Origin of the sequence: Streptomyces sp. NPDC093094, assembly GCF_044754345.1 — a bacterium.
Taxonomy (GTDB): domain Bacteria; phylum Actinomycetota; class Actinomycetes; order Streptomycetales; family Streptomycetaceae; genus Streptomyces.
Map to the genome: position 1 here is coordinate 125,996 of NZ_JBIVOX010000010.1, position 23,836 is coordinate 149,831.

Sequence of the window (23,836 nt, forward strand, 5' to 3'; positions counted from 1 at the left end):
AGCCGGCGAACCCGCCGCCACGGCTTTGTTCCGCGCCGTACCGGTGGGTTAGCCTGCTGCGTATTTCTCATCGCGTGGATCCGCGAACTGCGGGGAATACAGGCACGACGTGCCGGGACCGGGGGGCCCGGCACGGTTCCGGGTCCCCGGCTCCGGGGACTCCAGGGGAGCGGAGCTAGGGGTGCGCGTGACGAACAACAGCGCCGGAGTCATCGAGCCGGCACCGGGCGACCAGGAGCTCATGCAGCTGCTGGCGGGCCTGACCGCCGTACGGGACGGGGACTTCGGCACCCGTCTGCCGGACGACGGCGACGGGCTGATGGGCGACATCGCCAAGGTGTTCAACGGCATGGTGGACCAGTTGTCGGTGTTCACCTCCGAAGTCACCCGTGTCGCCCGTGAGGTGGGCACCGAGGGAACGCTCGGCGGACAGGCGCAGGTCCCGGGCGTGTCGGGCACCTGGGCCGATCTGACGGACTCCGTCAACGCGATGGCGGGCAACCTCACCACCCAGGTGCGTGACATCGCCCAGGTCGCCACGGCGGTGGCCAAGGGCGATCTGTCGCAGAAGATCGACGTGCCCGCGCGGGGCGAGATCCTCCAGCTGAAGGAGACCGTCAACACGATGGTCGACCAGCTCTCCGCCTTCGCCGGCGAGGTCACACGTGTCGCCCGCGAGGTCGGCAGCGAAGGACGCCTCGGCGGACAGGCGCAGGTGCCGGGGGTCGCCGGCGTGTGGCGGGACCTGACCGACTCGGTCAACCACATGGCGGGCAACCTCACCGGCCAGGTCCGTTCCATCGCCCAGGTGACCACGGCCGTGGCGCAGGGCGACCTCTCCCAGAAGATCACCGTCGACGCCCGCGGCGAGATCCTCGAACTCAAGAGCACGATCAACACGATGGTCGACCAGCTCTCCGCCTTCGCCGACGAGGTCACCCGCGTCGCCCGCGAGGTCGGCACCGAAGGACGCCTCGGCGGACAGGCCGACGTGAAGGGCGTCAAGGGCACCTGGCGCGATCTGACCGACTCCGTGAACTTCATGGCGGGCAATCTCACCGGCCAGGTGCGCAACATCGCGCTGGTGGCGACCGCCGTGGCGCAGGGCGACCTCTCCCAGAAGATCACCGTCGACGCCCGCGGCGAGATCCTCGAACTCAAGGACACCATCAACACGATGGTCGACCAGCTCTCCGCCTTCGCCGACGAGGTCACCCGCGTCGCCCGCGAGGTCGGCACCGAAGGACGCCTCGGCGGACAGGCTCAGGTGCGCGGGGTGTCGGGGACCTGGAAGGACCTCACCGACAACGTCAACGTGATGGCGTCGAACCTGACCCACCAGGTGCGGTCCATCGCCCAGGTCGCCACCACCGTCGCCCGCGGCGACCTCTCGCAGCGGATCACCGTCGAGGCCAAGGGCGAGGTCGCCGCGCTGGCCGACGTCATCAACACGATGGTGGACACCCTGTCGGCCTTCGCCGACGAGGTCACCCGTGTCGCCCGCGAGGTCGGCACCGAAGGACGCCTCGGCGGACAGGCCCATGTGCCCAACGTGGCGGGGACCTGGAAGGACCTCACCGACAACGTCAACTCCATGGCCAACAACCTCACCGGCCAGGTGCGCAACATCGCGCTGGTGACGACCGCCGTGGCGAGGGGCGACCTGTCGAAGAAGATCGACGTCGACGCGCGCGGCGAGATCCTCGAACTCAAGACGACGATCAACACGATGGTCGACCAGCTCTCCGCCTTCGCCGACGAGGTCACCCGCGTCGCCCGCGAGGTCGGCACCGAAGGACGCCTCGGCGGACAGGCCGAGGTCGAGGGTGTCTCCGGCACCTGGAAGCGTCTGACGGAGAACGTCAACGAACTGGCCGGCAACCTGACCCGGCAGGTCCGTGCGATCGCCGAGGTCACGAGCGCGGTCGCCGAGGGCGATCTGACCCGCTCGATCAACGTGGAGGCGTCCGGCGAGGTCGCCGAGCTGAAGGACAACATCAACTCGATGGTGGAGTCCCTGCGCGAGACGACCCGGGCCAACCAGGAACAGGACTGGCTCAAGACGAACCTGGCCCGGATCTCCAGCCTCATGCAGGGCCACCGCGACCTGCCCGTCGTCGCCGAACTGATCATGGACGAGCTGGCTCCCCTGGTGTCGGCGCAGTACGGCGCCTTCTATCTCGCCGAGGACGGCGACCAGGGTCCCGAGCTGCGGCTCGTCGGCTCCTACGGCTACCCCTCGGACAACGCGCGGCCCACCCGTATCGCCTTCGGCCGGACCCTGGTGGGCCAGGCCGCCCGCAGCCGGCGTGCCATCACGATCGACACGCTGCCGGCGGACTACGTGACCATCTCCTCCGGGCTCGGCGAGGTCGTGCCCACCACGCTGGTGCTGCTGCCCATCGTGGTGGAGGGACAGGTCCTCGGGGTCATCGAGCTGGCGTCGGTGACGGCGTTCACCCAGATCCACCGGGACTTCCTGGACCAGGTGATGGAGACCATCGGGGTCAACGTCAACACCATCGTCGCCAACGCCCGCACCGACGAACTGCTGGTCGAGTCGCAGCGGCTGACCGGAGAACTCCAGGAGCGCTCCGCCGAGTTGCAGGTGCAGCAGGAGGAACTCCAGCGCTCCAACGCCGAACTGGAGGACAAGGCGTCCCTGCTGGCCACGCAGAACCGCGACATCGAGGCGAAGAACCTCCAGATCGAGCAGGCCCGGCAGGAGCTGGAGACCCGCGCGCAGCAGCTGTCGCTGGCCTCGAAGTACAAGTCGGAGTTCCTGGCGAACATGAGCCACGAGCTGCGCACCCCGCTCAACAGCCTTCTCATCCTGGCCCAGTTGCTGGCCCAGAACCCCTCGCGCAACCTCACCCCCAAGCAGGTGGAGTACGCGCAGATCATCCATTCCGCGGGCTCGGACCTGCTCCAGCTGATCAACGACATCCTCGATCTGTCGAAGGTCGAGGCGGGCAAGATGGACGTCACCCCGGAGCGGGTGGAGCTGCGCCAGCTCATCGAGTACGTCGAGGCCACGTTCCGGCCCATGACGACCCAGAAGAGCCTGGAGTTCACGGTGACCACCGCGGCGGGCGCGCCGGCGGACCTGCTCACCGACGACTCGCGGCTGCGGCAGGTGCTGCGCAATCTGCTGTCCAACGCGGTGAAGTTCACCGAGTCCGGCAGTGTGGAGCTGTCCGTCGAGCCCGCCGTCGACGACGAGGTGCCCGCCGATGTCGTACGGGGCGGAACCGTCGTCGCGTTCCGGGTGAAGGACACCGGCGTCGGTATCCCGCCGCAGCATCTGGAGACCATCTTCGGCGCGTTCCAGCAGGCCGACGGCACCACCAGCCGCAAGTACGGCGGCACGGGGCTGGGGCTGTCCATCACGCGGGAGATCGCCACCCTGCTCGGCGGTGTCGTCACCGTCGACAGCGCGCTGGGCCAGGGCAGCACGTTCACGCTGTTCCTGCCGGTGGCCCGGCCCGACTTCGCGGAGCTGGTGCGGCGCGGCCGTACCGCTCAGGAACTCCCGGCGGGGAACATGCTCGACGCGCCCGCCGAACCGGCCGCGCTGCCCGAGCCGGTCTCGGGGTCCCGGCGGCGTCCGCGGCGTCTGCTCGTCGTCGAGGAGCGCCCGCGCGGTCTGCTGACCCTCGTCGCGGAGAGCGTGGTGGCGGACCTGACGCAGGGCCACGACGACTCCGGGGTCTCCGGTGTCCAGGTCGACCTCATCACGGCGTCCGGCGCGCAGGAGGCTGCGGGGGCGCTGGCGGCGGAGCCGTGTCACTGCGTCGTGGTGGAGCTGGGCGCGGACGGCGAGGCGTCCCGGTTCCTCCAGGCGCTGCAGGGCGACTCGGCGCTGTCGACCGTGCCGGTGCTGGTGCACAGCGCGCACCCGGCGGAGGTGCAGCTGCACGAGAGTCTGCGGCCGCGGGCGGAGGCCGGCGCGCTGGAGTTCCTGTCCAGCCTGGACGAGCTGCGCGAGCGCATCGCGCTGCATCTGTCGGCCGAGGAGCCCGGGGACGTGCTGTCGCTGGTGCGGCCGGAGGAACCGCAGCCGGCGCTGCATCATCCGCTCGACGCGTCGCTGTCCGGCCGTACCGTCCTCGTCGTCGACGACGACGCGCGCAATCTCTTCGCGCTGAGCGGGATCCTGGAGCTGCACGGGTTCCGGGTGCTGCACGCGGACAACGGCCGCAAGGGCATCGAGACGCTGGTGAACAACCAGGACATCGCGCTCGTGCTGATGGATGTGATGATGCCGGAGATGGACGGCTACACCGCGACCGCCGCGATCCGCAGAATGCCGCGGTACGCGGAGCTGCCCATCATCGCCGTCACGGCGAAGGCGATGCCGGGCGACCGGGACAAGTCGCTCGCCTCGGGCGCCAGCGACTACGTCACCAAGCCCGTCGACACCGGCGACCTCATGGCCTGCGTACGGCGCTGGCTGCCGGCATGAGGATCCGGCCCCGGACACCCGTCCCGCGGCCGGTGCGGGCGGCGGCACGCCGCCCCGCGCCGCGCACCGCATCGCCCCGCAGCCGAGGAGGGGTCGCACGTTGAGCGCCTTCGACCGTCCGAGCATGCCCGCCGACGGGGAGAGCACGTCCCGCCCCCGGACGGTGCCGGTGCCCGCGCAGGAGCCGGCCGCCGGGATCCCGGGCGCGGAGCCGGAGAGCGTCGGCGGCGGGCCGCCCGCCGAGCCGGCCGGCGCCTCCCCCACGTCCCCCGTGGGCAGGCTGGCCGCCACCGTCGACCGGCTGAGCCGTGCCGTGCGGGCGGCCCAGGCGGAGGCGGAGGGGCGGGCTCTGATCGAGCTGGCCAAGGGCATCCTGGTGGAACGCCTCGGCTACGGCCCCGCGCAGGCCGCGCGGCAGCTCACCGAGCTGGCCGGGCAGGCGCAGGTGACGCCGCTGGAGTTCGCGGTCGACGTCATCAACCAGGCCGCCCGCGACCGTGTCTCGGAGGTGACGGACGCGTTCCTGACGGCCACCGCAGCCGTACGGACCGCGGACGCCGCGCCGGACGGGGGGCCGCAGGGGCACGCCTCGGTGCGGCTGCGCGCGGCGGAGAGCGGCGCGCTGGCCGCGGACGACACCCAGGCCGTCGCCGGCGCCCTGCTGGAACAGGCGCTGCGTCCGCTCGGCGCGGTGGCCGTGGCGATCTGGTCGGCGGGCGCCGACGGCTCGCTGACCCTGGCGGGCCACGCGGGCTTCTCCCCCGCCGAGGCCGCCCGCTGGCGCTACGTCCCGCCGGACGTGGCGACGGTGGCCCGGCGCGGTCTGACCGAGCGCTCCGGCCAGTGGATGGCCTCCCTCGCCGACACCGGTCTGCCCAGCGTGGGCCGGCACCAGCATCCGCGGGGCGGCCGGGTCGCCGTGCCGGCGGGCACCGGCGGCCGGATCCACGGCGTGCTGGAGATCGTCTGGCCGGCCCCGCTGGAGCCGCAGCCGCCCCAGGTGGTCCGGCAGGTGGAGGCCCTGGCCGAACTGTGCGCGCACACGCTGGAGACGTATGTGCCGCCGCAGGACTCCGCCCAGGGGCCGCGGGTGCTGCCCGACGCCGCCGAGCTGATGGACCTGGCCGACGCGCTGCACGACCCGGCGGTGGTCCTGGTCCCCCATCTGGACGCCTCGGGCGAGCTGGCGGACTTCCGCATCCAGCACGTCAACCACAGCTTCCAGGACCCGGCCGGGCGGCCCCGCGCGGTCGTCAACGGGGCGCTGCTGCTGGAGGCGTACCCGATGGCCGCCGGGGAGGGCGGGCTGCTGCAGAACGTCGAGCGGGTCTACGCCACCGGCGAGCCGTTCCGGGCGCAGCGCGCCGGCCTGACCGCGCTCGTCGACCAGGTGCCGCTGTCCACGATCGCCGACATCGGCATCAGCCGGCACGGCAACGCGGTGCTGCTCATCTGGCGCATCGAGGACGAGACGGCGCGGCTGGCGAGTCTGCTCCAGCACGCCCAGCGGCTCGGCAGGATCGGCGGCTTCGAGGAGAACCTGCTCACCGGGGAGATCACCTGGAACGGGCAGCTGTTCGACCTGTACGGGAAGCCCCGCTCGAGCGTCCCGGTACCGCTGGAGGAGCTGGGCACCCATGCCCACGCGGACGACTTCGTCACCATCGGGCGGTTCCTGCGCACCGTGCTGCACCGGCGCAGGCCCGCGTCGGCGGCCTTCCGGCTCCAGCGGCCGGACGGGGTGACCCGGCACATCCGGGTCGTCGCCGAGCCCGTCCTGGACAGTGACGGCAGGCTGCTCAGTGTGCGCGGCGCCTATCAGGACATCTCCGCCCAGCACTGGACCGAGGTGGCACTGGCCGCCACGCGGGACCAGCTGGCCCACACCGCGCAGCAGGCCAGCGAACGCAACAGGCTGGCGCTCCAGTTGCAGCACGCGATCATGCCGCCCACGCAGGTCCCCTTGCGGGTCGAGGACCTCCAGGTGGCCGTGCGCTACCGCCCCGCGGAGGAGGAGCAGCTGGTGGGCGGCGACTGGTACGACGCCGTCGTGCTGCCGTCCGGGCTGGTGCTGCTGTGCGTGGGCGACGTGGCCGGGCACGGCATAGAGGCCGCGACCAGCATGGTCGTGCTGCGCAACGCGCTGCGCGGGCTGGCCGTGACCGGGGCCGGGCCGGGACAGCTGCTGTCGTGGCTCAACATGGTCGCCCACAACCTGACGGGCGCGATCACCGCCACGGCGGTGTGCGGTCTGTACGACCGTGACCGCCGCACGCTGCGCTGGGCGCGGGCGGGTCATCTCCCGCCCGTCCTGGTCCGCGACGGCCGGTCGAGCGCGCTGCCGCTGACCAAGGGGCTGCTGCTGGGCGCCGTCCCGGAGGCCGTCTACGAGGAGGCCGAGATGCAGCTCGTCCCCGACGACACCCTGCTGATGTACACGGACGGGCTGATCGAGCGGCGTGACCGCTCGGTGGAGGAGTCGCTGAAGCATCTGCTGACCGCGGCCCGCGCGGCCTCCGGCGCCCTGGACAAGCAGCTGGACCGGCTGCTGACGTACAGCAGGTCGGACACGGACGACGACACCTGCATCGTGGGCATCCGGCTGGGCTGAGGACGCCCGCGGGCGCGCCCGGTCAGTGCCGGCCGGGCGCGGCGGCGAACGGTCCGTCCAGGGCGGCCCACTGCAGCAGCATGACGGTCTTGCCGTCGGTGATGCGTCCGTCGCGGACCATGGCGAGGGCGTCGCCGAAGGGCAGTTCGAGCACGTCGATGTCCTCGCCCTCCTCCTCCAGCCCGCCGCCGGCGGCGGTGCGGTCGGCCGGGGTGTAGGGGGCCGCGTAGAAGTGGAGGCGTTCGGTGACCGAGCCGGGGCTCATGTAGGCGTCGGCGACATGGGTGAGCGGGCCGAGGGTGACGCCCAGCTCCTCCTCGGCCTCGCGCCGGACGGCGGCCTGCGGGTCGGTCTCGTCGAGCAGTCCGGCGGCCGCCTCGACGAGCATGCCGTCCGGGTGGCCGTTGACGTAGGCGGGGTAGCGGAACTGCCGGGTCAGCAGCACGACCCGGCGCTCGGTGTCGTAGGGCAGGACGACCGCGCCGTCGCCCCGGTCGTACGTCTCGCGCTGCTGGGTGACCCAGCGTCCGTCGCGGCGCCGGTAGTCGAAGGTGGTGCGGCGCAGGACGTGCCAGCCCTCGGAGGTCAGTTCCACGTCGCGGACCACGACCCGGGGGTTGCGGTCCAGGCCGCGTCCGGCCCGGTCGAGTCCGGTGCGGCCGCGGTGGTCCGGGATGTCGATGCCGGGGCGCCCGTCCGCGCGGTCTCCGGCGGGGCGCTGCGCCCGGGTCACGGGGGTCCTGATCGGCTTGTCGGTCATGGCGCGCTACGATACATGCAGAAACGTGCAAGAACAGGAGAGAGTGCGAATGCTGGCTGCCGAACGGCGTGACCATCTGCTGGCCCTTCTCGCCCGCGAGGGCAAGATCGTCGCCAAGGATGTCGCCGCCGACCTGGGCATATCCGAGGACAGTGTGCGGCGCGACCTGCGCGACCTGGCCGCGGAGGGACTCTGTCACCGTGTCTACGGCGGTGCGCTGCCGGTCTCCCCGGCGGTGGCGGACTACGCCTCCCGCAAGACCGTCACCCCCGACGGCAAGCGGAAGGTCGCCACGGTGGCGGCGGCTCTGGTACGGCCGGACAGCGCCCTCATCCTGGACGGCGGGACCACCGCCCTCGCCGTCGCCCAGCGGCTCCCGGCGGACCTGGCCTGCACCGTGATCACCCACAGTCCGACCATCGCGGCCGCGCTGCTCGACCACGCCCGGGTCGAGGTCTTCCTGCTCGGCGGCCGCATCTTCAAGCACTCGGCGGTCGCCTGCGGTGCCGCCGCGGTGGAGGCCGCGCAGAACGTGTCGGCCGACATCTGTCTGCTCGGCGTCACCGGGGTCCACCCCGAGGCGGGGCTGACCACCGGCGACGCCGAGGAGGCCGCGATGAAGCGGGCCCTGGCCGCGCGGGCCGCCGAGACCTACGTCCTCGCCTCGTCCGAGAAGATCGGCGCCGCCTCACGCTTCCGCGTCCTGCCCTGGGAGGACATCAGCGGACTCGTCACCGACGCCGGCCCCGGCCACCCGGTCGTCGGGCAGGTGAAGGCGCTCGGCGTGGAGGTCCTGCACTCCCGCTGAGCCGGGCGGGTCCGGGCGCCCTGTACCCGCGGGGCCCCGGACCGATCAGTCGGCGGTGCGCGCGGCGCGGCGCGGCAGCTTCCAGCCGGGGCGGGGGAAGTGGCAGGTGTAGCCGTCGGGATAGCGCAGCAGATAGTCCTGGTGCTCGGGCTCCGCCTGCCAGAAGTCGCCCAGCGGCTCCACCTCGGTGACCACCTTGCCGGGCCACAGCCCGCTGGCGTCGACGTCGGCGATGGTCTCCAGCGCCTCACGGCGCTGCTCGTCGTCGGTGAAGTAGACCGCGGACCGGTAGCTGCGGCCGAGGTCGTTGCCCTGGCGGTCCCTGGTGCTGGGGTCGTGGATCTGGAAGAAGAACTCCAGCAGATCGCGGTAGCTGGTGACGCCGGGGTCGTAGAGCACCTCGATGGCCTCGGCGTGGTCGCCGTGGTTGCGGTAGGTGGCGTTCGGCGTGTCACCGCCGGTGTAGCCGACCCGGGTCGCCACCACTCCGGGCTGCCTGCGGACGAGGTCCTGCATTCCCCAGAAACAGCCTCCTGCCAGCACGGCCTTCTCGGTCCGGTCCGTCATGTCACTCTCCAACGGGTCAGGGGCGGCGGTCGGTTCGACGTGCCCTTCTGTGCTCGTAGCGTAGACGGGCGCCCGGTTGTTCCCGGCGCCGAGCGGCCGTCCCGCAAAACGATGCACTGACGATGCAAGTTGTCCGGCCGCATCGTTTCTGAGGACGGTGTGGAGGACGGTGCCGCCAGGTGGGCCGTCGCCGGCCCGCACGCCGTGCGGGGGCAGGTCGCTCGAACCGGGAGTGGTCGGCATGACCGCAACGCAGACAGTCCGCACCGGGACCGCGAGGGTGCAAGCGGCTGCGGAGCCCCGCGTCACCGACGAGACGGCGGCGCGCTTCGCCCAGGGCGACGAGGGAGCGCTGACCGACGTCTACCGGAGCTGCGGGGCACTGGTCCACTCGCTCGCCCGCCGTGCGCTGGGGGACGCGGGAGAGGCGGAGGACGTCACCCAGAACGTCTTCCTCGCCGCCTGGAACGGCCGCGGCGGCTTCGACCCGCGGCGCGGCGCCCTGTCCGCGTGGCTGGTGGGCATCACCCGGCGCAAGGTCGCCGACGCGCTCTCGGCCCGGACCCGGCGCGGAGAACTGGTCGCCGCCGCCGGGTCCACCCTGCTGACGGGCACCCCGCACGACACGCCCGAGCCCACCGCGGTCCTCGACCGGGTCCTCGTCACCCAGGCGCTCGCGGCGCTGCCCGCCGCCCAGCGCAGGGTCCTCGGCCTCGCCTTCTACGGCGACCTCACCCAGACGCAGATCTCGCAGGTCACCGGCTGGCCCCTCGGGACGGTCAAGAGCCATGCCCGCAGGGGGCTGCTCCGGCTCAGCCACACCCTCGACGGCACGGTCGCCGGACCGGCCGCCTGAGACGACCCGTACACCGGACCCCCCACCCAGGACGGCACGAGCACCGGACCCCCCACCCGAAACGACCCGTACACCGGACCCCCCACCCAGGACGGCACGGACACCGGACCCCCCACCCAGGACGGCACGGACACCGGGCCCGCCGCCCGGGACGGCGCGGGGCACGGCGGCCGTGTGTCACCGGCTGTCCGGCGGCCCGCCCGGGCCGCGCCTCCCGGCCGCGCCCCGGCTACCGCCGCAGGTCGGTCAGCACCTCGCGGGCCGCTCGCGCACCCGAGGCCAGCGCGCCCTGGACGGAGCCGGTGGCCCGGTGGTCGCCGCAGACGTACCGGCCCGGCGCGACCCGCGCGGTGCGGCTGAGCGGCTGCGGCGGCGCCATGGCGGGCAGCGCGTCCCCGACCGTGCGGACGGTCAGCAGGTCCCAGCCGTCCGTGCCGGTGCCGTACGCCTCCGCGAGCGCGGCGCGCACCCCGCTCTCGCGGCCCTCGGCGTCGTGCCCCAGGACCGATGTGGCGATCAGCGCGTGCCCGGGCGGTGCATGGGCCGGCACGACGTCGCTCAGGACGCAGGTGTTGAGGAAGCGGCGCCGGGTGTCCACCAGCAGGGTCGGCTCGCCCAGCGGGGAGCGCGGGGCGACGTGGTGGTACGTGGTCACGACCCGGTAGGCGGGCAGGCCGACCTGCGGGAGCAGGGCGGCGACAGATCCGGGCCCGGTCGCCACGACCACGGCACGGGCGGGGATCTCCCGGCCGTCGGCCGTCAGGGCGCCGTCGTCGGTCAGCCGCTCCACCGGGGTCTCCAGCCGCACGGTCCCCCGGGGCAGGGCCGCCGCGAGGGCGCGCGGGACCGCGCCGATCCCTTCCGCGGGCAGACAGAGCGTGCCGCGCAGCATGCTGCGCCACACCAGGTGGAAGACCCGGCCGGAGGTGGCCAGGTCGTCCTCCAGGAAGACTCCCGACAGGAACGGGCGGAAGAACCGCTCGACGAGCACGTCGGAGACCCCGGCGTCGGCCAGCGCGGTGCGGGTGGTGGTGTCCGCGCGGCGTTTGATCCGGCGGGGCGGGGCCAGCATGTCCCGGGCGGACAGCACGCCGAGGGCGGCCAGGTCACGGGCGCCCGCGAGGCGGCCCGGCAGCAGGTCCGGCAGCGTGCGCGGGCGCCTCGTGGGGTCGCTGAAGCGGAGCCTGCCCGACGGTCCGTGCACGAGGACACCGGGCGTGAAGGGCCGCAGCCTCAGGTCGCGCAGCGTCAGCCGGCGCCGGACCTGCGGATACGACGTGTTGAAGACCTGGAAGCCGCGGTCCACCACGAACCCGTCGACCCGGTCGGAACGCATCCGGCCGCCGACCTCGTCGCCGGCCTCCACGACCCGTACGACGGCACCCGCCGCCAGCAGGTCGCGGGCACAGGCGAGGCCGGCCGCGCCGGCCCCGACCACCAGTACGTCCGTCACGTCCCGGGTCGCGGACACATGACCACCTCTCCCGTGTCTCGGCCGCCGCCTCTGTCCCGGTTCCCCGGTTCCCCCCTCCCCGGATGCGGCACACCCCCGGATGCGGCACCCGCCGCGGGCCGGCCGGTCAGACCTGCCCGGCCCGCGCCCTGTCGCGGGCCGGCGTCATCGCCCAGCGGATCCCGGCGGTCACCGCCGTGCCGAGCGGCCGTACGCACAGCTCCTCGGCCACGGGTATCCGGGGCAGGCGCAGCTCGCGCGAGGCCCAACCGGGCAGCATCGACACGGCGTTGGCGGCGACGACCGCGTACGGTGGGCGGGCGAGCAGCGGGATCGGCGGCCGCAGCAGGAGGAAGCGCGCGGTGTCGACCGCCTCGGGCGTGGCCCGCAGTTCGCCGCGGTAGGCGGCGAGGCGGGCGGCGAGCGAGGCCCGGTCCGTCGGCGGGTCGGGCACGCCGAGGGCCGTGGCGATACGGGCCATGTCGGCGACGTACCCGTCGCAGCCCGCGGCGTCCAGCGGGTCGGCGCCGTAGCGCTGGTGGGCGCGCAGGAAGCAGTCGACCTCGGCGATGTGCACCCAGCACAGCAGATCCGGGTCCGCCGCCCGGTAGGGCCGTCCGTCGGATGCCGTGCCGTTCACCCTGTCGTGGACGGCACGGACCCTGTCGCAGGCGTCCTGGGCACTGTCGGCGGTGCCGTACGTGGTGACCGCGAGGAAGGTGCTGGTGCGCTGGAGCCGTCCCCAGGGATCGCCGCGGAATCCGGAGTGCCCGGCGACGGCGGCCATCGCCAGCGGGTGCAGCGACTGGAGCAGCAGGGCGGCCAGTCCCCCGGTGAACATCGACACGTCGCCGTGCACCCGCCGGACGGGCCGGTCGGGGCCGAACCAGCGCGGTCCCGGCGTGCCGTGGATCCTGGCCCGGTTCCGCGGGCCCTCGGGTCCCGCCACCCGGGAGAAGATCGCCCCGCCGACCCGGTCACGCACGGGTCCGAGGTCCGGCAGCAGTCTCATCGCGCGAAGCCCTTCCGGCGCGCGGCCAGTCGTCGCAGCAGGGGGCTGCGGCCGCGGTCCGGCACCGTCCACAGTGTCTGCCCACGCACCCCCCATCGGTCCAGCAGCGCGTCGGCGGCGAGGAATCCGGTCGTCGCCGCGCGCTCCATCAGCGCCACGGGCAGGTCGGTGCGCACCAGGTCCCCGGCCACCACCAGGGCGGGGTGCGGGGTGCGGACGGTGGGCCGGTCGTGGTAGCCGCCCACCGGGAACAGCGGGCAGTCCTCGCGCCACTCGTGGCGGACGTCGACGACTCCGGCCGTACGGGTCTCCGGGTAGACCTGGTGCAACTGCTCGATCAGGCGCTTCTCCTCCACGTCGCGAGAGGCCCGCGGCCCGACCGCGTAGGCGTGGAGCTCCACGACGGATCCGCCGGTGCGGGCCGCCCAGCGGGCCGACTCGTCCTCGTGGCGGTCCGGCACGCTGATGTTGTCGAGGCCGCCGAATCCGCTGGTGCCCAGGAAGCCCGGCCGGTCCGCGGCGACGGGCCGGTCCAGCCACAGCCGGGTGACCAGGAAGGGCGGAGCCGTGCGCAGACGGGCCACGCGCTCACGCCACGGCGGGTCGCCGAGGCCCTCCGAGCGGGCCACGAGGGAACGCAGCCCGGCGGTGTCGAGGGCCAGGACCACGGCGTCGTACCACCGCTCGTCGCCGTCGCAGGCGACCTCGAAGCCGCCGTCCCGCGCCGGGGCGACGTGCTCGACGGGCGTGCCGGTGCGGACCTCGGCGCCGTGCCGCCGCAGATAGTCCGTCAGCGGCTCCCACAGCGCGTCCGGGAACGGCGCGACGGGCACGTCGAACAGCAGGCCCTCGGCCGAGCCGAGGAAGTAGATGTGGAACATCAGCGCCATCTCCGCCGCCGACAGCTCCCGCGGGTCGGCGAAGAAGCTCCGGGAGAACACCTCGAACGCCAGATGGCGGGCCCGCGCCGGAAAGCCGACCGCGTCGAGGAAGTCGTGGGCGCTGACGCCGTCGAGACGGTCGTACACCTCGGGCACACGGACGTCGAGCAGCGGCAGCGCCGCGACCGGGTCCATGGCGGGCAGGTCCCGCAGCCGGAAGGAGCGGCTGAGCGCGACGAAACCCAGGGCGCTCCACGGCGGGGTGCGCGGGACGTGCCGGAAGCCGTCCCGCAGACCGTCGGCGTGCAGCAGCGGGTAGTCGGGCAGGGTGGTCAGCCGGGCCAGGGCGGGATCGGTGCGGCGCAGCAGGCCGCGGAGGTTGTAGTACTGCCGGAAGAACGCGTGGAACCCCCGGCCCATGGTCACCGTGGAGCCGTCCCGCAGCCGGGTGGGCCGGCCGCCCACGCGGCCCCCGACGTACGTCTCGCGCTCGTACAGGGTCACGGCCACGCCCCGCTCGGCCAGTGCGGTGGCCGCGGCCAGCCCGGCGATCCCGCCGCCGGCCACCGCGACCGCGGGCCGGCCCTCGGCGGTCCGGGCTCCCGGGCGGGCCGGCAGCACACGGGCGCGCCGGTCCCGGCCGCGGCGCGCGGGGGCGGTCATCGGCCGGTCTCCGGCCGCCGGGCCACGAAGGTGTGGGTGATGCCGGTCTGCCAGCCGGGCAGGGGCAGGGCGCGGACCCGGTCGAAACCGGCCGCGCGGAGCCGGGCGCCGAACCGGTCGGCGGTGTCGAAGGCGACGACGCTGCGCCACAGATGCCGGTACAGCGGGCCGTCCCCGAGGAGCGCGGCGACGGGCTGGACGATCCCCCGGCACACCAGCGTCCACACCGCCCGGTCGGCGCGGCGGCCGCTGAGGGCGTACTCGTGCACCGCGAGCCGGCCGCCCGGCCGGAGCACGTCGCGGACGGTGGCGAGGACGGTGTCCGGGTCGGTGACGTTGCGGAAGAGGTAGGCGGCGAGGACGGCGTCGAACGGTCCGTCCACGCCGGCGGCCGCGAGCCGCTCGGCGGGCGCGTGCACGAAGGTCACCCCGCGCGCCCAGGGTTTCGCCGCGGCCCGGGCGAGCATGCCGGCGGAGGCGTCCACGGCCGTGATGCCGGCCGCCGGGAGGACGGAGCGCAGCGCGGCCGTGGAGGCGCCGGTGCCGCAGCCGAGGTCCAGCAGCCGCAGTCCCTCCCCCTGTCCGGGCAGGCCGAGGCGGCGCACGGAGCGCCGCAGATGGGCGTGGTAGCCGGGATTGGCGGCGACCAGCGCGTCGTAACTGCGGGACGCGTGGTCGAACGCGGCGGCGAGATCCTCGTCGCGCAGCAGGGTCATGCGATCTCCAGGAGCCGGGGGCGGGCGGGTCAGCCGAACGGGCGGCGGGGCAGGCGGGGAAGCTCGGCGGCGGTGCGCAGCATCGGGCCGACCGGTGTGTGCAGACCGATCGCGAGGTCCTCGGCCAGGCCGGTGCGCCCGTCGAGGAAGAGCAGCAGCCGCCGCATGGGGACCCGGGCGAACAGCCGGGAGAACAGGGCGGGGCCGTCGACCCTGCCGCTGGCCAGGGCGCGCAGCAGTACGGCGTCCATGGCGCGGGCGCGGGCCGGGTGGGCGGCCGGCGGCACGGGGGTGCGGCCCTGCCGCAGCGCGGCGGCGACCGCCCGGGTCTGGCGTTGCAGTCCGGCGAAGGTGTAGCCGGTGGACGGGCGGGTGGCGCCGCCGGCGGCGCCGATCCGGAAGACGGACGCGCCGACCCGGCGCGGCATCGGGGCGTCCGTCATCGGGATGACGCCGGTCTCGGTCGTGACGATCTCGGTGTCGCCGAGCCTCAGCACGTCGTCGACGTAGTGGCGCACCGCCGCCTCGTAGCCGCTCGCGGTGCGCACCCGCGGCGAGAACTCCGTGTACTCCACGAGCGCCTCGTGCGAACCGGTGGGCAGGACGTAGCCGAACGACAGCCCGTCGGGGGGCTGCGGCGTGCGGAAGTCCATCAGGTCGGCGGTGCCGGGGTCGAAGACGGGGCGCGAGGTGCGCACGAACCAGCCGTGGAAGTGCTGGAGGAGAGTCGTGCGCGCGGCCGGGAGGCTGCCCAGGGGCCGGGAGTCGAACACCCAGCGCGCGCCCAGGACGCGGGTTCCGCCGTCGGGTGCGGTCATCCGGACGCGGGCCCCGCCGGGGATCTCCTCCACGGTCTCCACGGTCGCCTCCAGGCGCCGCACGTGGGGGCTCGCCGCCAGGTCCCGGGCGACGAGGAACTCGAAGTCGTCGGAGCGGATCATCTTGTACCGCAGGGGCGAGATGTCGTCCTCGGCCGCGGGGCCGGCGGGCGGCCGTACCCGCAGGCGCCGCCAGTCGGAGCGGACCGCCGCGTCGAAGCGGCCGCGGCCGGACCCCCAGAAGCACCAGGTGCGCGGCGGGGGCCGCAGCGGGCCCGGGGGCGCGTCCACCAGGACCACGGCCGGGTTCCGGGCCCCCGGCACATGCCCGCTCAGCCGGTGTGCCAGGGACAGCCCGGCGGCACCCGCTCCCACGACAGCCACGTCCGTCTCGATCACAGGGCTCCCTCCGTTCCACGTCCGCGGGCGCGCACGTGTTCCTGTCCACGCGTGCGCGGACGTGTTCCTGTTCCCGTCCGGGGGCGTCGCCGGATGCGGTTCCGGCCGGACGCCGGCCGGGCGGGGAAGTGTCCGGTCCCCGGGTACCCGGCCCTGTACCGCATCCGTCGGAGGCGGAACCGTCGAAGCACCTCTTCGACGGAGCGAGCCACCCCACGACGAGAGGAACCGGGATGCGCCCCACCCAGGCGGAGGACCACCTCGCGGCCGCGCCGCCGCCCGTGCCGCGCCCGGTCCCGCCGCCGGGGCCGTCCGGACCGACGGCCGCCGACGGGATGTCCGCCGGGGCCCGCGGGGCCCCTGCGGCGGTCACGGACGTGGCCGCCGCCGACGCGGACGTGCCCGCCGCGGTCGGCCGGGTCCTCGACGACGTGCTCGCCGAGCGTCTCGCCCGTGCCCGCCTCATGGACCCCCGGTTCGTGCGGGAACTGGCCGGGCCGGTCGGGCACTTCACCCGGGCGGGCGGCAAGCGCACCCGCTCGCAGCTGGTCTGGTGGTCGATGCGTGCCTGCGGCGGTGCCGACGGGACGTCCGCCGACGCGGCGCTGCGGATAGGGGCGGCGCTGGAACTGCTGCAGACCTGTGCCCTCGTCCACGACGACGTGATGGACGGCTCGACGCTGCGGCGCGGCCGCCCGGCCTTCCACACCGGCGTGCGCGAGCGCTACGCCGGTGCCGCCTCACCGGCGCGCGTCGCGCGGTTCGGGGAGGCCGCCGCGATCCTCGCCGGGGACCTGGCGCTCGCCTGGGCGGACGACCTGGTCGCCGAGACCGCGCTCGCGCCCTGGACGGCGACCGTGGTGCGCCGTCTGTGGAGCGACATGCGCACGGAGATGGTGGCCGGACAGTACCTCGACCTCCAGGGGCAGATCACCGCGGAGCGCTCCCTGCCCCGGGCGCTGCGCTCGGCCTGTCTCAAGAGCGCGCTGTACTCGGTGGAACGGCCTCTGGCGCTGGGTGCCGCCGTGGCGGGCGCGGACGCCGTCACCACGGCGGCGCTGTGCTCGGCGGGGCGCTGCGCGGGCCTGGCGTTCCAGCTGCGGGACGACCTGGACGACGTCTTCGGTGATCCGCGCCGCACCGGCAAGGCCGTCGGCGGGGACATCCGTGAGGGCAAGCCGACCTACCTGGTCGCCGTCGCGCTGGCGCGGGCCGAGGCCGCCTCCGACCGTGTGGCCCTGGCCGTGCTGGAGGGGGCCCTCGGCGACGGGGAGCTGACCCCTGAGGGCCTGGACGACGTGCGGGAGGTCCTGGTGCGCACGGGCGCGCGGGCCACGGTGGAGACCAGGATCGGCCGGCTGACCGCGCAGGGGCTGCGCCATGTCGACGGCGCCCCGCTGGACCCGGACGCCGGGGGCCGCCTGCGCCGGCTGCTGACCGCGGCGGCGGGCACGGCCGCCCCGGCGGAAGAGTCCTGCGGTCCGGAGGTACGGGAGGTGCGGCGGTGACACGGGTGACGGCCGGCCGGAGCGACCACGTCGTGGTGGTGGGGGCGGGGCTCGCCGGGCTGTCCGCGGCGCTGCATCTGCTGGGCGCCGGACGCCGGGTGACCGTCGTCGAGCGCGACGCCCTGCCCGGCGGCAGGGCCGGGCGTACCGAGCTCGGCGGGTACCGGCTCGACACCGGGCCCACCGTGCTGACGATGCCCGGCCTGGCCGACGAGGCGTTCGCGGCCGTGGGCGACAGCCTGTACCGGCGGGTGGACCTGGTCCCGCTGCACCCGGCCTACCGGGCCTGCTTCGCCGACGGCAGCACGCTCGACGTGCACACCGACGGCGACGCGATGGCCGCGGAGGTGGAGCGGTTCGCCGGCCCCGGTGAGGCCGCGGGCTATCTGCGGCTGCGCGCATGGCTGGAGCGGCTCTACCGGGCCCAGATGCGGCACTTCATCGACGCCAACTTCGACTCGCCGCTGGACCTGCTGACCGGCGACCTCGCCCGGCTCGCGGCGCTCGGCGGCTTCGGCCGGCTGGACCGCCGCATCGGCCGGTTCCTGCGGGACGAGCGGCTGCGGCGCGTCTTCTCCTTCCAGTCCCTGTACGCGGGTGTGCCGCCGGCCCGGGCGCTGGCCGCCTACGCGGTCATCGCCTACATGGACACGGTCGCCGGCGTGCACTTCCCGCGCGGCGGCATGCACGCCCTGCCGCAGGCCATGGCGGACGCCGCCGCCGAGGCGGGTGCCGTGCTGCGGTTCGGGCAGGAGGTGACCCGGCTGGAGCGGTCGGGCGAGCGGATCACCGCCGTCGTCACCGCGCAGGACCGCGTCCCCTGCGACGCGGTGGTGCTCACCCCCGACCTGCCCGTGGCCTACCGGCTCCTCGGCCGCCGGCCCCGCAGGCCGGTGCGGCTGCGGCACGCGCCGTCGGCGGTCGTGCTGCACGCGGGCACGACCCGGACCTGGCCGCAGCTCGCCCATCACACGCTGTCGTTCGGGGCCGCCTGGCGGACCACCTTCGACGAACTCACCCGCGACGGGCGGCTGATGAGCGATCCCTCCCTCCTCATCACCCGTCCCACGGCCACCGACCCGGCCCTCGCCCCGCCCGGCCGTCATCTGCACTACGTCCTCGCGCCCTGCCCCAACACCGACATCGGGCCCGGTGCCGCCGCCTGGGCGGACCTCGGCCCGCGTTACCGGGACGGGCTGCTGCGCGAACTGGAGCGGCGCGGCCTCGACGGCTTCGGGGCCGCCGTCGAGGAGGAGTGCCTCGTCACCCCGGCGCACTGGCACGGCCAGGGGCACGCGGCGGGCACCCCCTTCTCGGCGGCGCACACCCTCGCGCAGACCGGCCCGTTCCGGCCCCGCAACCTGGTCCGGGGCACGGAGAACGCCGTCCTCGCGGGCTGCGGCACGACACCGGGGGTCGGGGTGCCGACCGCGCTGGTCTCGGGCAAGCTGGCGGCGGCCCGGATCACCGGCGGGGCCCGGCGCGGGTCCGCCCGTGCCACTCCCGCCCGAGCCGGGGAGAGTGCCGGATGACCGGGCGCGAGCTCGACGCGGCGGGCGTCACCGACCCGGTGCTGCGGGCGGCGTACCGCCACTGCCGTGCCCTCAACTCCGCGCACGGCAGGACCTACTTCCTCGCCACCCGGCTGCTGCCGGCCGAGCGCCGGCCCGCCGTGCACGCGCTGTACGGGTTCGCGCGGTGGGCCGACGACATCGTCGACTCGTTCGGCCCGGACCCGGGCGACGCCCGGCGGGCCGCGGAACTGGCCGTCCTGCAGCGGCGGCTGGAGCGGGGCCTGCGCGGAGAACGCACCGACGAACCCGTGGTGCTGGCCGTCGCCGACACGGCACGCCGCTACTCCATCGAGCACGCGCACTTCCGCGACTTCATGACGGCGATGCGGTCCGACCTGGTGGTGACGGACTACCCCGCCTACGCCGATCTGCGCGCCTACATGCACGGCTCGGCCGCGGTGATCGGCCTGCAGATGCTGCCGGTGCTGGGCACGGTGGTGCCGCGCGAGGAGGCGGCGCCGTACGCGGCCTCGCTCGGCGTGGCCTTCCAGCTCAGCAACTTCCTGCGCGACGTGGGCGAGGACCTCGACCGCGGCCGGGTGTACCTGCCGGCCGATCTGCTCGCCGGTCACGGCGTCGACCGCGCGCTTCTGCGGTGGAGCCGGGACACGGGCCGCCACGACCCCAGGATCACCGCCGCCCTGCGCGAGTTCGAGGCGCTGACCAGGGCTGTCTACCGGGAGGCCGAGCCGGGCATCGGGATGCTCGATCCCGTGTCCCGGCCGTGCATCCGCACCGCGGCCGTGCTCTACGGCGGCATCCTGGACGCCGTCGCCCGCGAGGGCTGGTCGGTGCTGCACCGCCGTGCGGTGGTCCCGCGCAGGGAGCGGGCCGTGGTGGCGGCCGACGGGCTCGCGCGGGTCGTCGCCGCACGGCTGCGCCACCGGAGCCGGCGCGCGAGCGGCCCGCCTCCGGCGAACCCGAGCCGACCCGTCTCCGAGGAGGCCGCGTGAACCGCGTCCCGGCCGAGCGCCGTCTTCCCCTGTCCCTGCGCCGCCGGGCCGTTCCGTGGCACCGGCAGCGGCCCGCCTGGCGGGAGGCCAGGCCCGCGGTGATCGCGGACGCACTGAAACGGGCGCAGGCCCGGCCGTCGGGGAACTGGTACGTGGTGGGCGCCTCCGGGGCGCTGCGCCGTGACCGGCCCCTGGCACTGACCGTGGCCGGGCGGGAGGTGGTGGTGTGGCGGGGGCCGGACGGCCGTCCGCTGGCCGGGCCCGGCGTCTGCCCGCATCTGGGGGCGCCGCTGGCGGACAGCCCGGTCCGCTGCGGCACGCTGGTGTGCCACTGGCACGGGCTGGCGCTGGACGGCACGCCCTTCGCGGGCTGGTACCCGCTGCCGGCCCACGACGACGGGGTCCTGCTGTGGGTGCGGCTGGACGAGGCCGGCGGGGAGCCGCCCCTGGACGCGCCCGTCGTACCGGACCGTCCGGCCGCCGCGCGCGGGCTGACGGCCGTCCACCGGGTCACCGGGACCTGTGAGCCCGAGGACGTGGTGGCCAACCGGCTCGATCCCTGGCACGGGGCGTGGTTCCACCCGTACTCGTTCGTCGACCTCACGGTCGTCGGCTCGCCGGACGAGGCCGGCGACAGCTTCACCGTCGACGTCTCCTTCAAGGTCGCCGGGCGGCTGGTCGTGCCGGTCCGGGCGGTGTTCACCGCTCCCGGGCCGCGCACCGTCGTCATGCGCATCAGCGAGGGGGAGGGCACGGGCTCCGTCGTGGAGACCCATGCCACTCCCCTGGGCCCCGACGGGCGGGGCCGCCCGCGCACGGCGGTCGTCGAGGCCGTGGTGGCGGCCTCCGGCCGCCGGGGCTTCGCCCTCGCGCGCCGGGCGGCCCCGCTCGTGCGCCCGCTGATGCGTGCCGCGTCGGCCCGGTTGTGGCGGGACGACCTCGCCTACGCCGAACGCCGCTGGCAGCTGCGTTCCACGGGCCGGTTCCCCGGCTGAGGAGCCCTACCGGCGGCTGAGCGCGCCCGGCCACCAGACCCTGCGGCCGATGTCGCGGACCAGGGCCGGCACCAGCAGCGAGCGGACGACGAGGGTGTCGAGCAGGACGCCGAAGGCGACGATGAAGGCGATCTGCACCAGGAAGGCGAGCGGGATGACGCCGAGGGCCGCGAAGGTGGCGGCGAGGACGACACCCGCCGAGGTGATGACTCCGCCGGTGGCGACGAGTCCGCGGCGGACGCCCTCGCGGGTGCCGTGCACGAGGGCCTCCTCGCGGACCCGGGACATCAGGAAGATGTTGTAGTCCACGCCCAGCGCCACCAGGAACACGAAGCCGTAGAGCGGGACGGAGGAGTCGGTCCCGCCGAAGCCGAGGACATGGTCGAACACCAGCGCCGAGACGCCCAGGGTGGCGAGGAAGTTCAGCGCGACCGTGGCGACGAGGAGCACCGGCAGCAGCAGCGAGCGCAGCAGGCCGACGAGGATGACCAGGATGATCGCCAGGACGACGGGCACGATGAGGTTCCGGTCGCGCGCGGCGGTGCGCTGGGTGTCGTACTGCTGGGCGGTGGAGCCGCCGACCAGGGCGTCCGCGTCCGGCAGCGCGTGCAGTGCCGCACGCAGCCGGGCGACGGTGTCCTTGGCCGCGTCCGTGTCGGCGGCGTCGGTCAGGGTGACGTCGACGCGGACGCGTCCGCCGGCGACCAGGGGTCCGCTCTCTCCGGGGCGGCCAGGGGCCGTGAACAGGGCGGCGGAGTCGACCCCGTCGACCTTCTCCGCGGCGGAGCGGACCTCTTCGGCCGAGGCCGCGTCCGCGATCACGACGGCCGGGTTCCCGGCGCCGCCGGGAAAGTGCCGCCCGAGTGTCTTCTGGGCCGCCACGGAGGGGGCGTCGTTGACGAAGATCTCGTCGAGGGGAACGCCCCTGGACTCCAGGGCGGGCCAGAACGCGGCGCAGGCGAGCAGGGCGGCGAGGGTGCCGGCCCACACCTTGCGGGGCGCCCGGTCGACGAGGGCGGCGACCCGGCGCCAGAGCGTGTGTCCGTCGGCCTGCGCGGGACCGGGCCTCGCCGGCCAGTAGGCGGCACGGCCGAGGAGGAGCAGCACGGCGGGCAGGAAGGTCAGGGCGCTCAGCACGGCGCAGGCGATGCCGATCGCGCCGACCGGGCCCAGGGCCCGGTTGTTGGTGAGGTCGCTGAGCAGCAGCGCCAGCAGGCCGAGGGCCACGGTGGCGGCACTGGCCGTGACGGGTCCGACGGACTGCCGCAGGGCGGCGCGCATGGCGGTGACGCGGTCGCCTTCGCGGGCGCCCAGCTCCTCGCGGTAGCGGGCGGCGAGCAGCAGCGCGTAGTCGGTGGCGGCGCCGATGACCAGGATGGACAGGATGCCCTGCACCTGGCCGTCCACCCGGACGATGTCGTGGTCGGCGAGCACGTAGACCACCGCGCAGGCCAGCGCGAGCGAGAACACGGCACCGATGATGATCATCAGCGGCAGCAGCACGCTGCGGTACACCAGCAGCAGGATGACCAGGACGGTCGCGAGGGCGACGCCCAGCAGGAGTCCGTCGATCCCGGCGAAGGCGTCGGCGAGGTCGGCCTGGGTGGCGGCGGGGCCGGCGAGCCACACGGTCGTCCCCGGGACGGTGGAGGCGGCCGCCTCGACGGCCTGGAGCGCGGCGGGCAGTTCGTCCCCGAGGTCCGGCCGCAGCTGGACGACCGCGCGCAGGGCCAGACCGTCGTCGGAGGGCAGCGCCGGGGAGGGGGCGCCGAGGACTCCGGGCCCGCCCTTCAGGCCGGCCAGGGCACGGGTCGCCTCGGCCTGCCGCGCGGTCGCGACACGGCCGCCGCCGGTGTCGGTCCAGACGACCAGGGCGGGCAGGGACTCCTCCTGCCGGAACGCCTTCTGGGCCTCGATCACCCGGGTCGACTCGGCGCTGCGCGGCAGGAACGCGGCCTGGTCGTTGGTCGCCACCTCGCCGAGCCTGCCCGCGAACGGGCCGAGGCCCCCGCCGACGGCCAGCCAGGCGACGAGCACGAGCAGGGGCAGCAGCCGGCCGGCCCACCGCAGGCGTCGGGACATGAGCACTCCAGAATCCGAGAATCTCTCAACGATGAACAATCTCAATGATTGAGAGATATTGAAGCATGGCACTCCCGCTTCCGAAGGAGGGGGCTCCGCGGATGCGCCGACGGCGTCCGTCCCGGCGGACCCGGCCTACCGGCGCGGTACGCGCAGTTCGCCCAGTTCCGCGTTCAGGGCGTCCAGATAGCGCAGGACCACGGCCAGCTCGTCCTCGCTGAAGCGGACCCGGGCCTGCGCCTCCGCCTGCGCGAGCGGCATGAAGTAGGTGCGCGCGGCGGCACGGGCACCCTCGGCGTAGTGGACGTGGACGACGCGGCGGTCGGCGCTCTCACGGGTGCGCCGGATGTGCCCGGCGCGTTCGAGCCGGTCCAGGCAGGCCGTCACGGCGCCCGAGGTCAGCCCGAGATGCTCGCGCAGCAGGCCCGGCGTCGGGGGCTCGGGGCTGTCCAGCACGAACGACAGCGCCTGGACGTCGGTGGGGTGCAGGCCCTGGGCGACGGCGAAGCCGTGCACCAGCCGGTTGACCTCGCCGATCGTCCGCCGCAGGGCGACGGCGAAACTGTGCGGATCCCCCGGCGCGCCACCGGCCCCGTTCTCCTGTCTCCTGGCCATCCGGTCAGCGTATACGGCCCGCGGGTCCCGCCCGGCCCGCGTCCTGCGTGTTCTCGTAGCGGCACGGTCCAGGGTGAGCGACCATACCAACAGCGACAAA

At 74.6% G+C, this 23,836-nt stretch carries 17 protein-coding genes; 8 read left to right on the plus strand and 9 right to left on the minus strand.

Going from position 1 to position 23,836, the window contains the following annotated elements:
* Nucleotides 1–241 precede the first annotated feature (241 nt).
* Nucleotides 242–4,465, plus strand: a complete 4,224-nt coding sequence (locus ACIQGV_RS22790) for a HAMP domain-containing protein (RefSeq protein WP_402497124.1) — start codon at nucleotides 242–244, stop codon at nucleotides 4,463–4,465.
* A gap of 124 nt (nucleotides 4,466–4,589) precedes the next feature.
* Nucleotides 4,590–7,076 (plus strand): SpoIIE family protein phosphatase, encoded by a 2,487-nt coding sequence (locus ACIQGV_RS22795; protein ID WP_402497125.1) that lies wholly within the window; start codon nucleotides 4,590–4,592, stop codon nucleotides 7,074–7,076.
* A gap of 22 nt (nucleotides 7,077–7,098) precedes the next feature.
* Here the strand turns inward: ACIQGV_RS22795 and ACIQGV_RS22800 are convergent, their stop codons facing one another.
* A complete protein-coding gene (locus tag ACIQGV_RS22800) occupies nucleotides 7,099–7,836 on the minus strand; it encodes an NUDIX domain-containing protein (protein ID WP_402496896.1) in 738 nt (245 codons plus the stop codon).
* 49 nt (nucleotides 7,837–7,885) lie between these two features.
* Between ACIQGV_RS22800 and ACIQGV_RS22805 the strand changes: the two genes are divergently transcribed.
* A complete protein-coding gene (locus tag ACIQGV_RS22805; protein WP_402496897.1) occupies nucleotides 7,886–8,644 on the plus strand; it encodes a DeoR/GlpR family DNA-binding transcription regulator in 759 nt (252 codons plus the stop codon).
* Nucleotides 8,645–8,689: 45 nt separating this feature from the next.
* Here the strand turns inward: ACIQGV_RS22805 and msrA are convergent, their stop codons facing one another.
* Nucleotides 8,690–9,211, minus strand: coding sequence for a peptide-methionine (S)-S-oxide reductase MsrA (msrA, locus tag ACIQGV_RS22810; RefSeq protein WP_402496898.1), 522 nt, complete (start codon nucleotides 9,209–9,211; stop codon nucleotides 8,690–8,692).
* A gap of 241 nt (nucleotides 9,212–9,452) precedes the next feature.
* Between msrA and ACIQGV_RS22815 the strand changes: the two genes are divergently transcribed.
* The gene (locus tag ACIQGV_RS22815; RefSeq protein ID WP_402496899.1) at nucleotides 9,453–10,067 is read left to right on the plus strand and encodes a sigma-70 family RNA polymerase sigma factor; all 615 of its coding nucleotides are present in this window, start codon (nucleotides 9,453–9,455) and stop codon (nucleotides 10,065–10,067) included.
* A gap of 229 nt (nucleotides 10,068–10,296) precedes the next feature.
* Here ACIQGV_RS22815 and ACIQGV_RS22820 read toward each other — a convergent pair whose 3' ends face one another.
* The 5 genes from ACIQGV_RS22820 to ACIQGV_RS22840 all read right to left on the minus strand — a co-directional run bounded on the left by ACIQGV_RS22820 (nucleotide 10,297) and on the right by ACIQGV_RS22840 (nucleotide 16,009).
* Nucleotides 10,297–11,538 (minus strand): NAD(P)/FAD-dependent oxidoreductase, encoded by a 1,242-nt coding sequence (locus ACIQGV_RS22820; protein ID WP_402496900.1) that lies wholly within the window; start codon nucleotides 11,536–11,538, stop codon nucleotides 10,297–10,299.
* A gap of 109 nt (nucleotides 11,539–11,647) precedes the next feature.
* Nucleotides 11,648–12,532, minus strand: coding sequence for an oxygenase MpaB family protein (locus ACIQGV_RS22825; protein ID WP_402496901.1), 885 nt, complete (start codon nucleotides 12,530–12,532; stop codon nucleotides 11,648–11,650).
* Entirely contained in the window at nucleotides 12,529–14,076 is a 1,548-nt protein-coding gene (locus ACIQGV_RS22830; RefSeq protein WP_402496902.1) for an FAD-dependent oxidoreductase, read from the minus strand. The genes ACIQGV_RS22825 and ACIQGV_RS22830 overlap by 4 nt, the downstream gene beginning before the upstream one ends.
* Complete coding sequence (locus ACIQGV_RS22835; RefSeq protein ID WP_402496903.1) at nucleotides 14,073–14,792, minus strand: class I SAM-dependent methyltransferase; 720 nt, start codon at nucleotides 14,790–14,792, stop codon at nucleotides 14,073–14,075. The genes ACIQGV_RS22830 and ACIQGV_RS22835 overlap by 4 nt, the downstream gene beginning before the upstream one ends.
* Before the next feature lie 29 nt (nucleotides 14,793–14,821).
* Complete coding sequence (locus ACIQGV_RS22840) at nucleotides 14,822–16,009, minus strand: lycopene cyclase family protein (RefSeq protein WP_402496904.1); 1,188 nt, start codon at nucleotides 16,007–16,009, stop codon at nucleotides 14,822–14,824.
* A 233-nt stretch (nucleotides 16,010–16,242) separates the two neighbouring features.
* On the opposite strand from ACIQGV_RS22840, the gene ACIQGV_RS22845 reads away from it, so the two are divergent.
* Genes ACIQGV_RS22845 through ACIQGV_RS22860 form a run of 4 tightly spaced genes read left to right on the plus strand, consistent with a single transcriptional unit; the run spans nucleotide 16,243 to nucleotide 21,039 of the window.
* Nucleotides 16,243–17,517 carry a polyprenyl synthetase family protein gene (locus tag ACIQGV_RS22845; RefSeq protein WP_402496905.1) on the plus strand — a complete coding sequence of 425 codons (1,275 nt, stop codon included), beginning with the start codon at nucleotides 16,243–16,245 and terminating at the stop codon, nucleotides 17,515–17,517.
* Complete coding sequence (gene crtI / locus ACIQGV_RS22850; RefSeq protein WP_402496906.1) at nucleotides 17,514–19,049, plus strand: phytoene desaturase family protein; 1,536 nt, start codon at nucleotides 17,514–17,516, stop codon at nucleotides 19,047–19,049. Before ACIQGV_RS22845 ends, crtI begins: the two co-directional genes overlap by 4 nt.
* A complete protein-coding gene (locus tag ACIQGV_RS22855; protein ID WP_402496907.1) occupies nucleotides 19,046–20,044 on the plus strand; it encodes a phytoene/squalene synthase family protein in 999 nt (332 codons plus the stop codon). Before crtI ends, ACIQGV_RS22855 begins: the two co-directional genes overlap by 4 nt.
* Nucleotides 20,041–21,039 carry a DUF5914 domain-containing protein gene (locus tag ACIQGV_RS22860; protein ID WP_402496908.1) on the plus strand — a complete coding sequence of 333 codons (999 nt, stop codon included), beginning with the start codon at nucleotides 20,041–20,043 and terminating at the stop codon, nucleotides 21,037–21,039. The genes ACIQGV_RS22855 and ACIQGV_RS22860 overlap by 4 nt, the downstream gene beginning before the upstream one ends.
* Nucleotides 21,040–21,045: 6 nt before the next feature.
* Here the strand turns inward: ACIQGV_RS22860 and ACIQGV_RS22865 are convergent, their stop codons facing one another.
* Both ACIQGV_RS22865 and ACIQGV_RS22870 read right to left on the minus strand, forming a co-directional pair.
* The gene (locus tag ACIQGV_RS22865) at nucleotides 21,046–23,121 is read right to left on the minus strand and encodes an MMPL family transporter (RefSeq protein WP_402496909.1); all 2,076 of its coding nucleotides are present in this window, start codon (nucleotides 23,119–23,121) and stop codon (nucleotides 21,046–21,048) included.
* Between the two features lie 135 nt (nucleotides 23,122–23,256).
* Nucleotides 23,257–23,736 carry a MarR family winged helix-turn-helix transcriptional regulator gene (locus ACIQGV_RS22870; protein ID WP_402496910.1) on the minus strand — a complete coding sequence of 160 codons (480 nt, stop codon included), beginning with the start codon at nucleotides 23,734–23,736 and terminating at the stop codon, nucleotides 23,257–23,259.
* Nucleotides 23,737–23,836 lie beyond the last annotated feature (100 nt).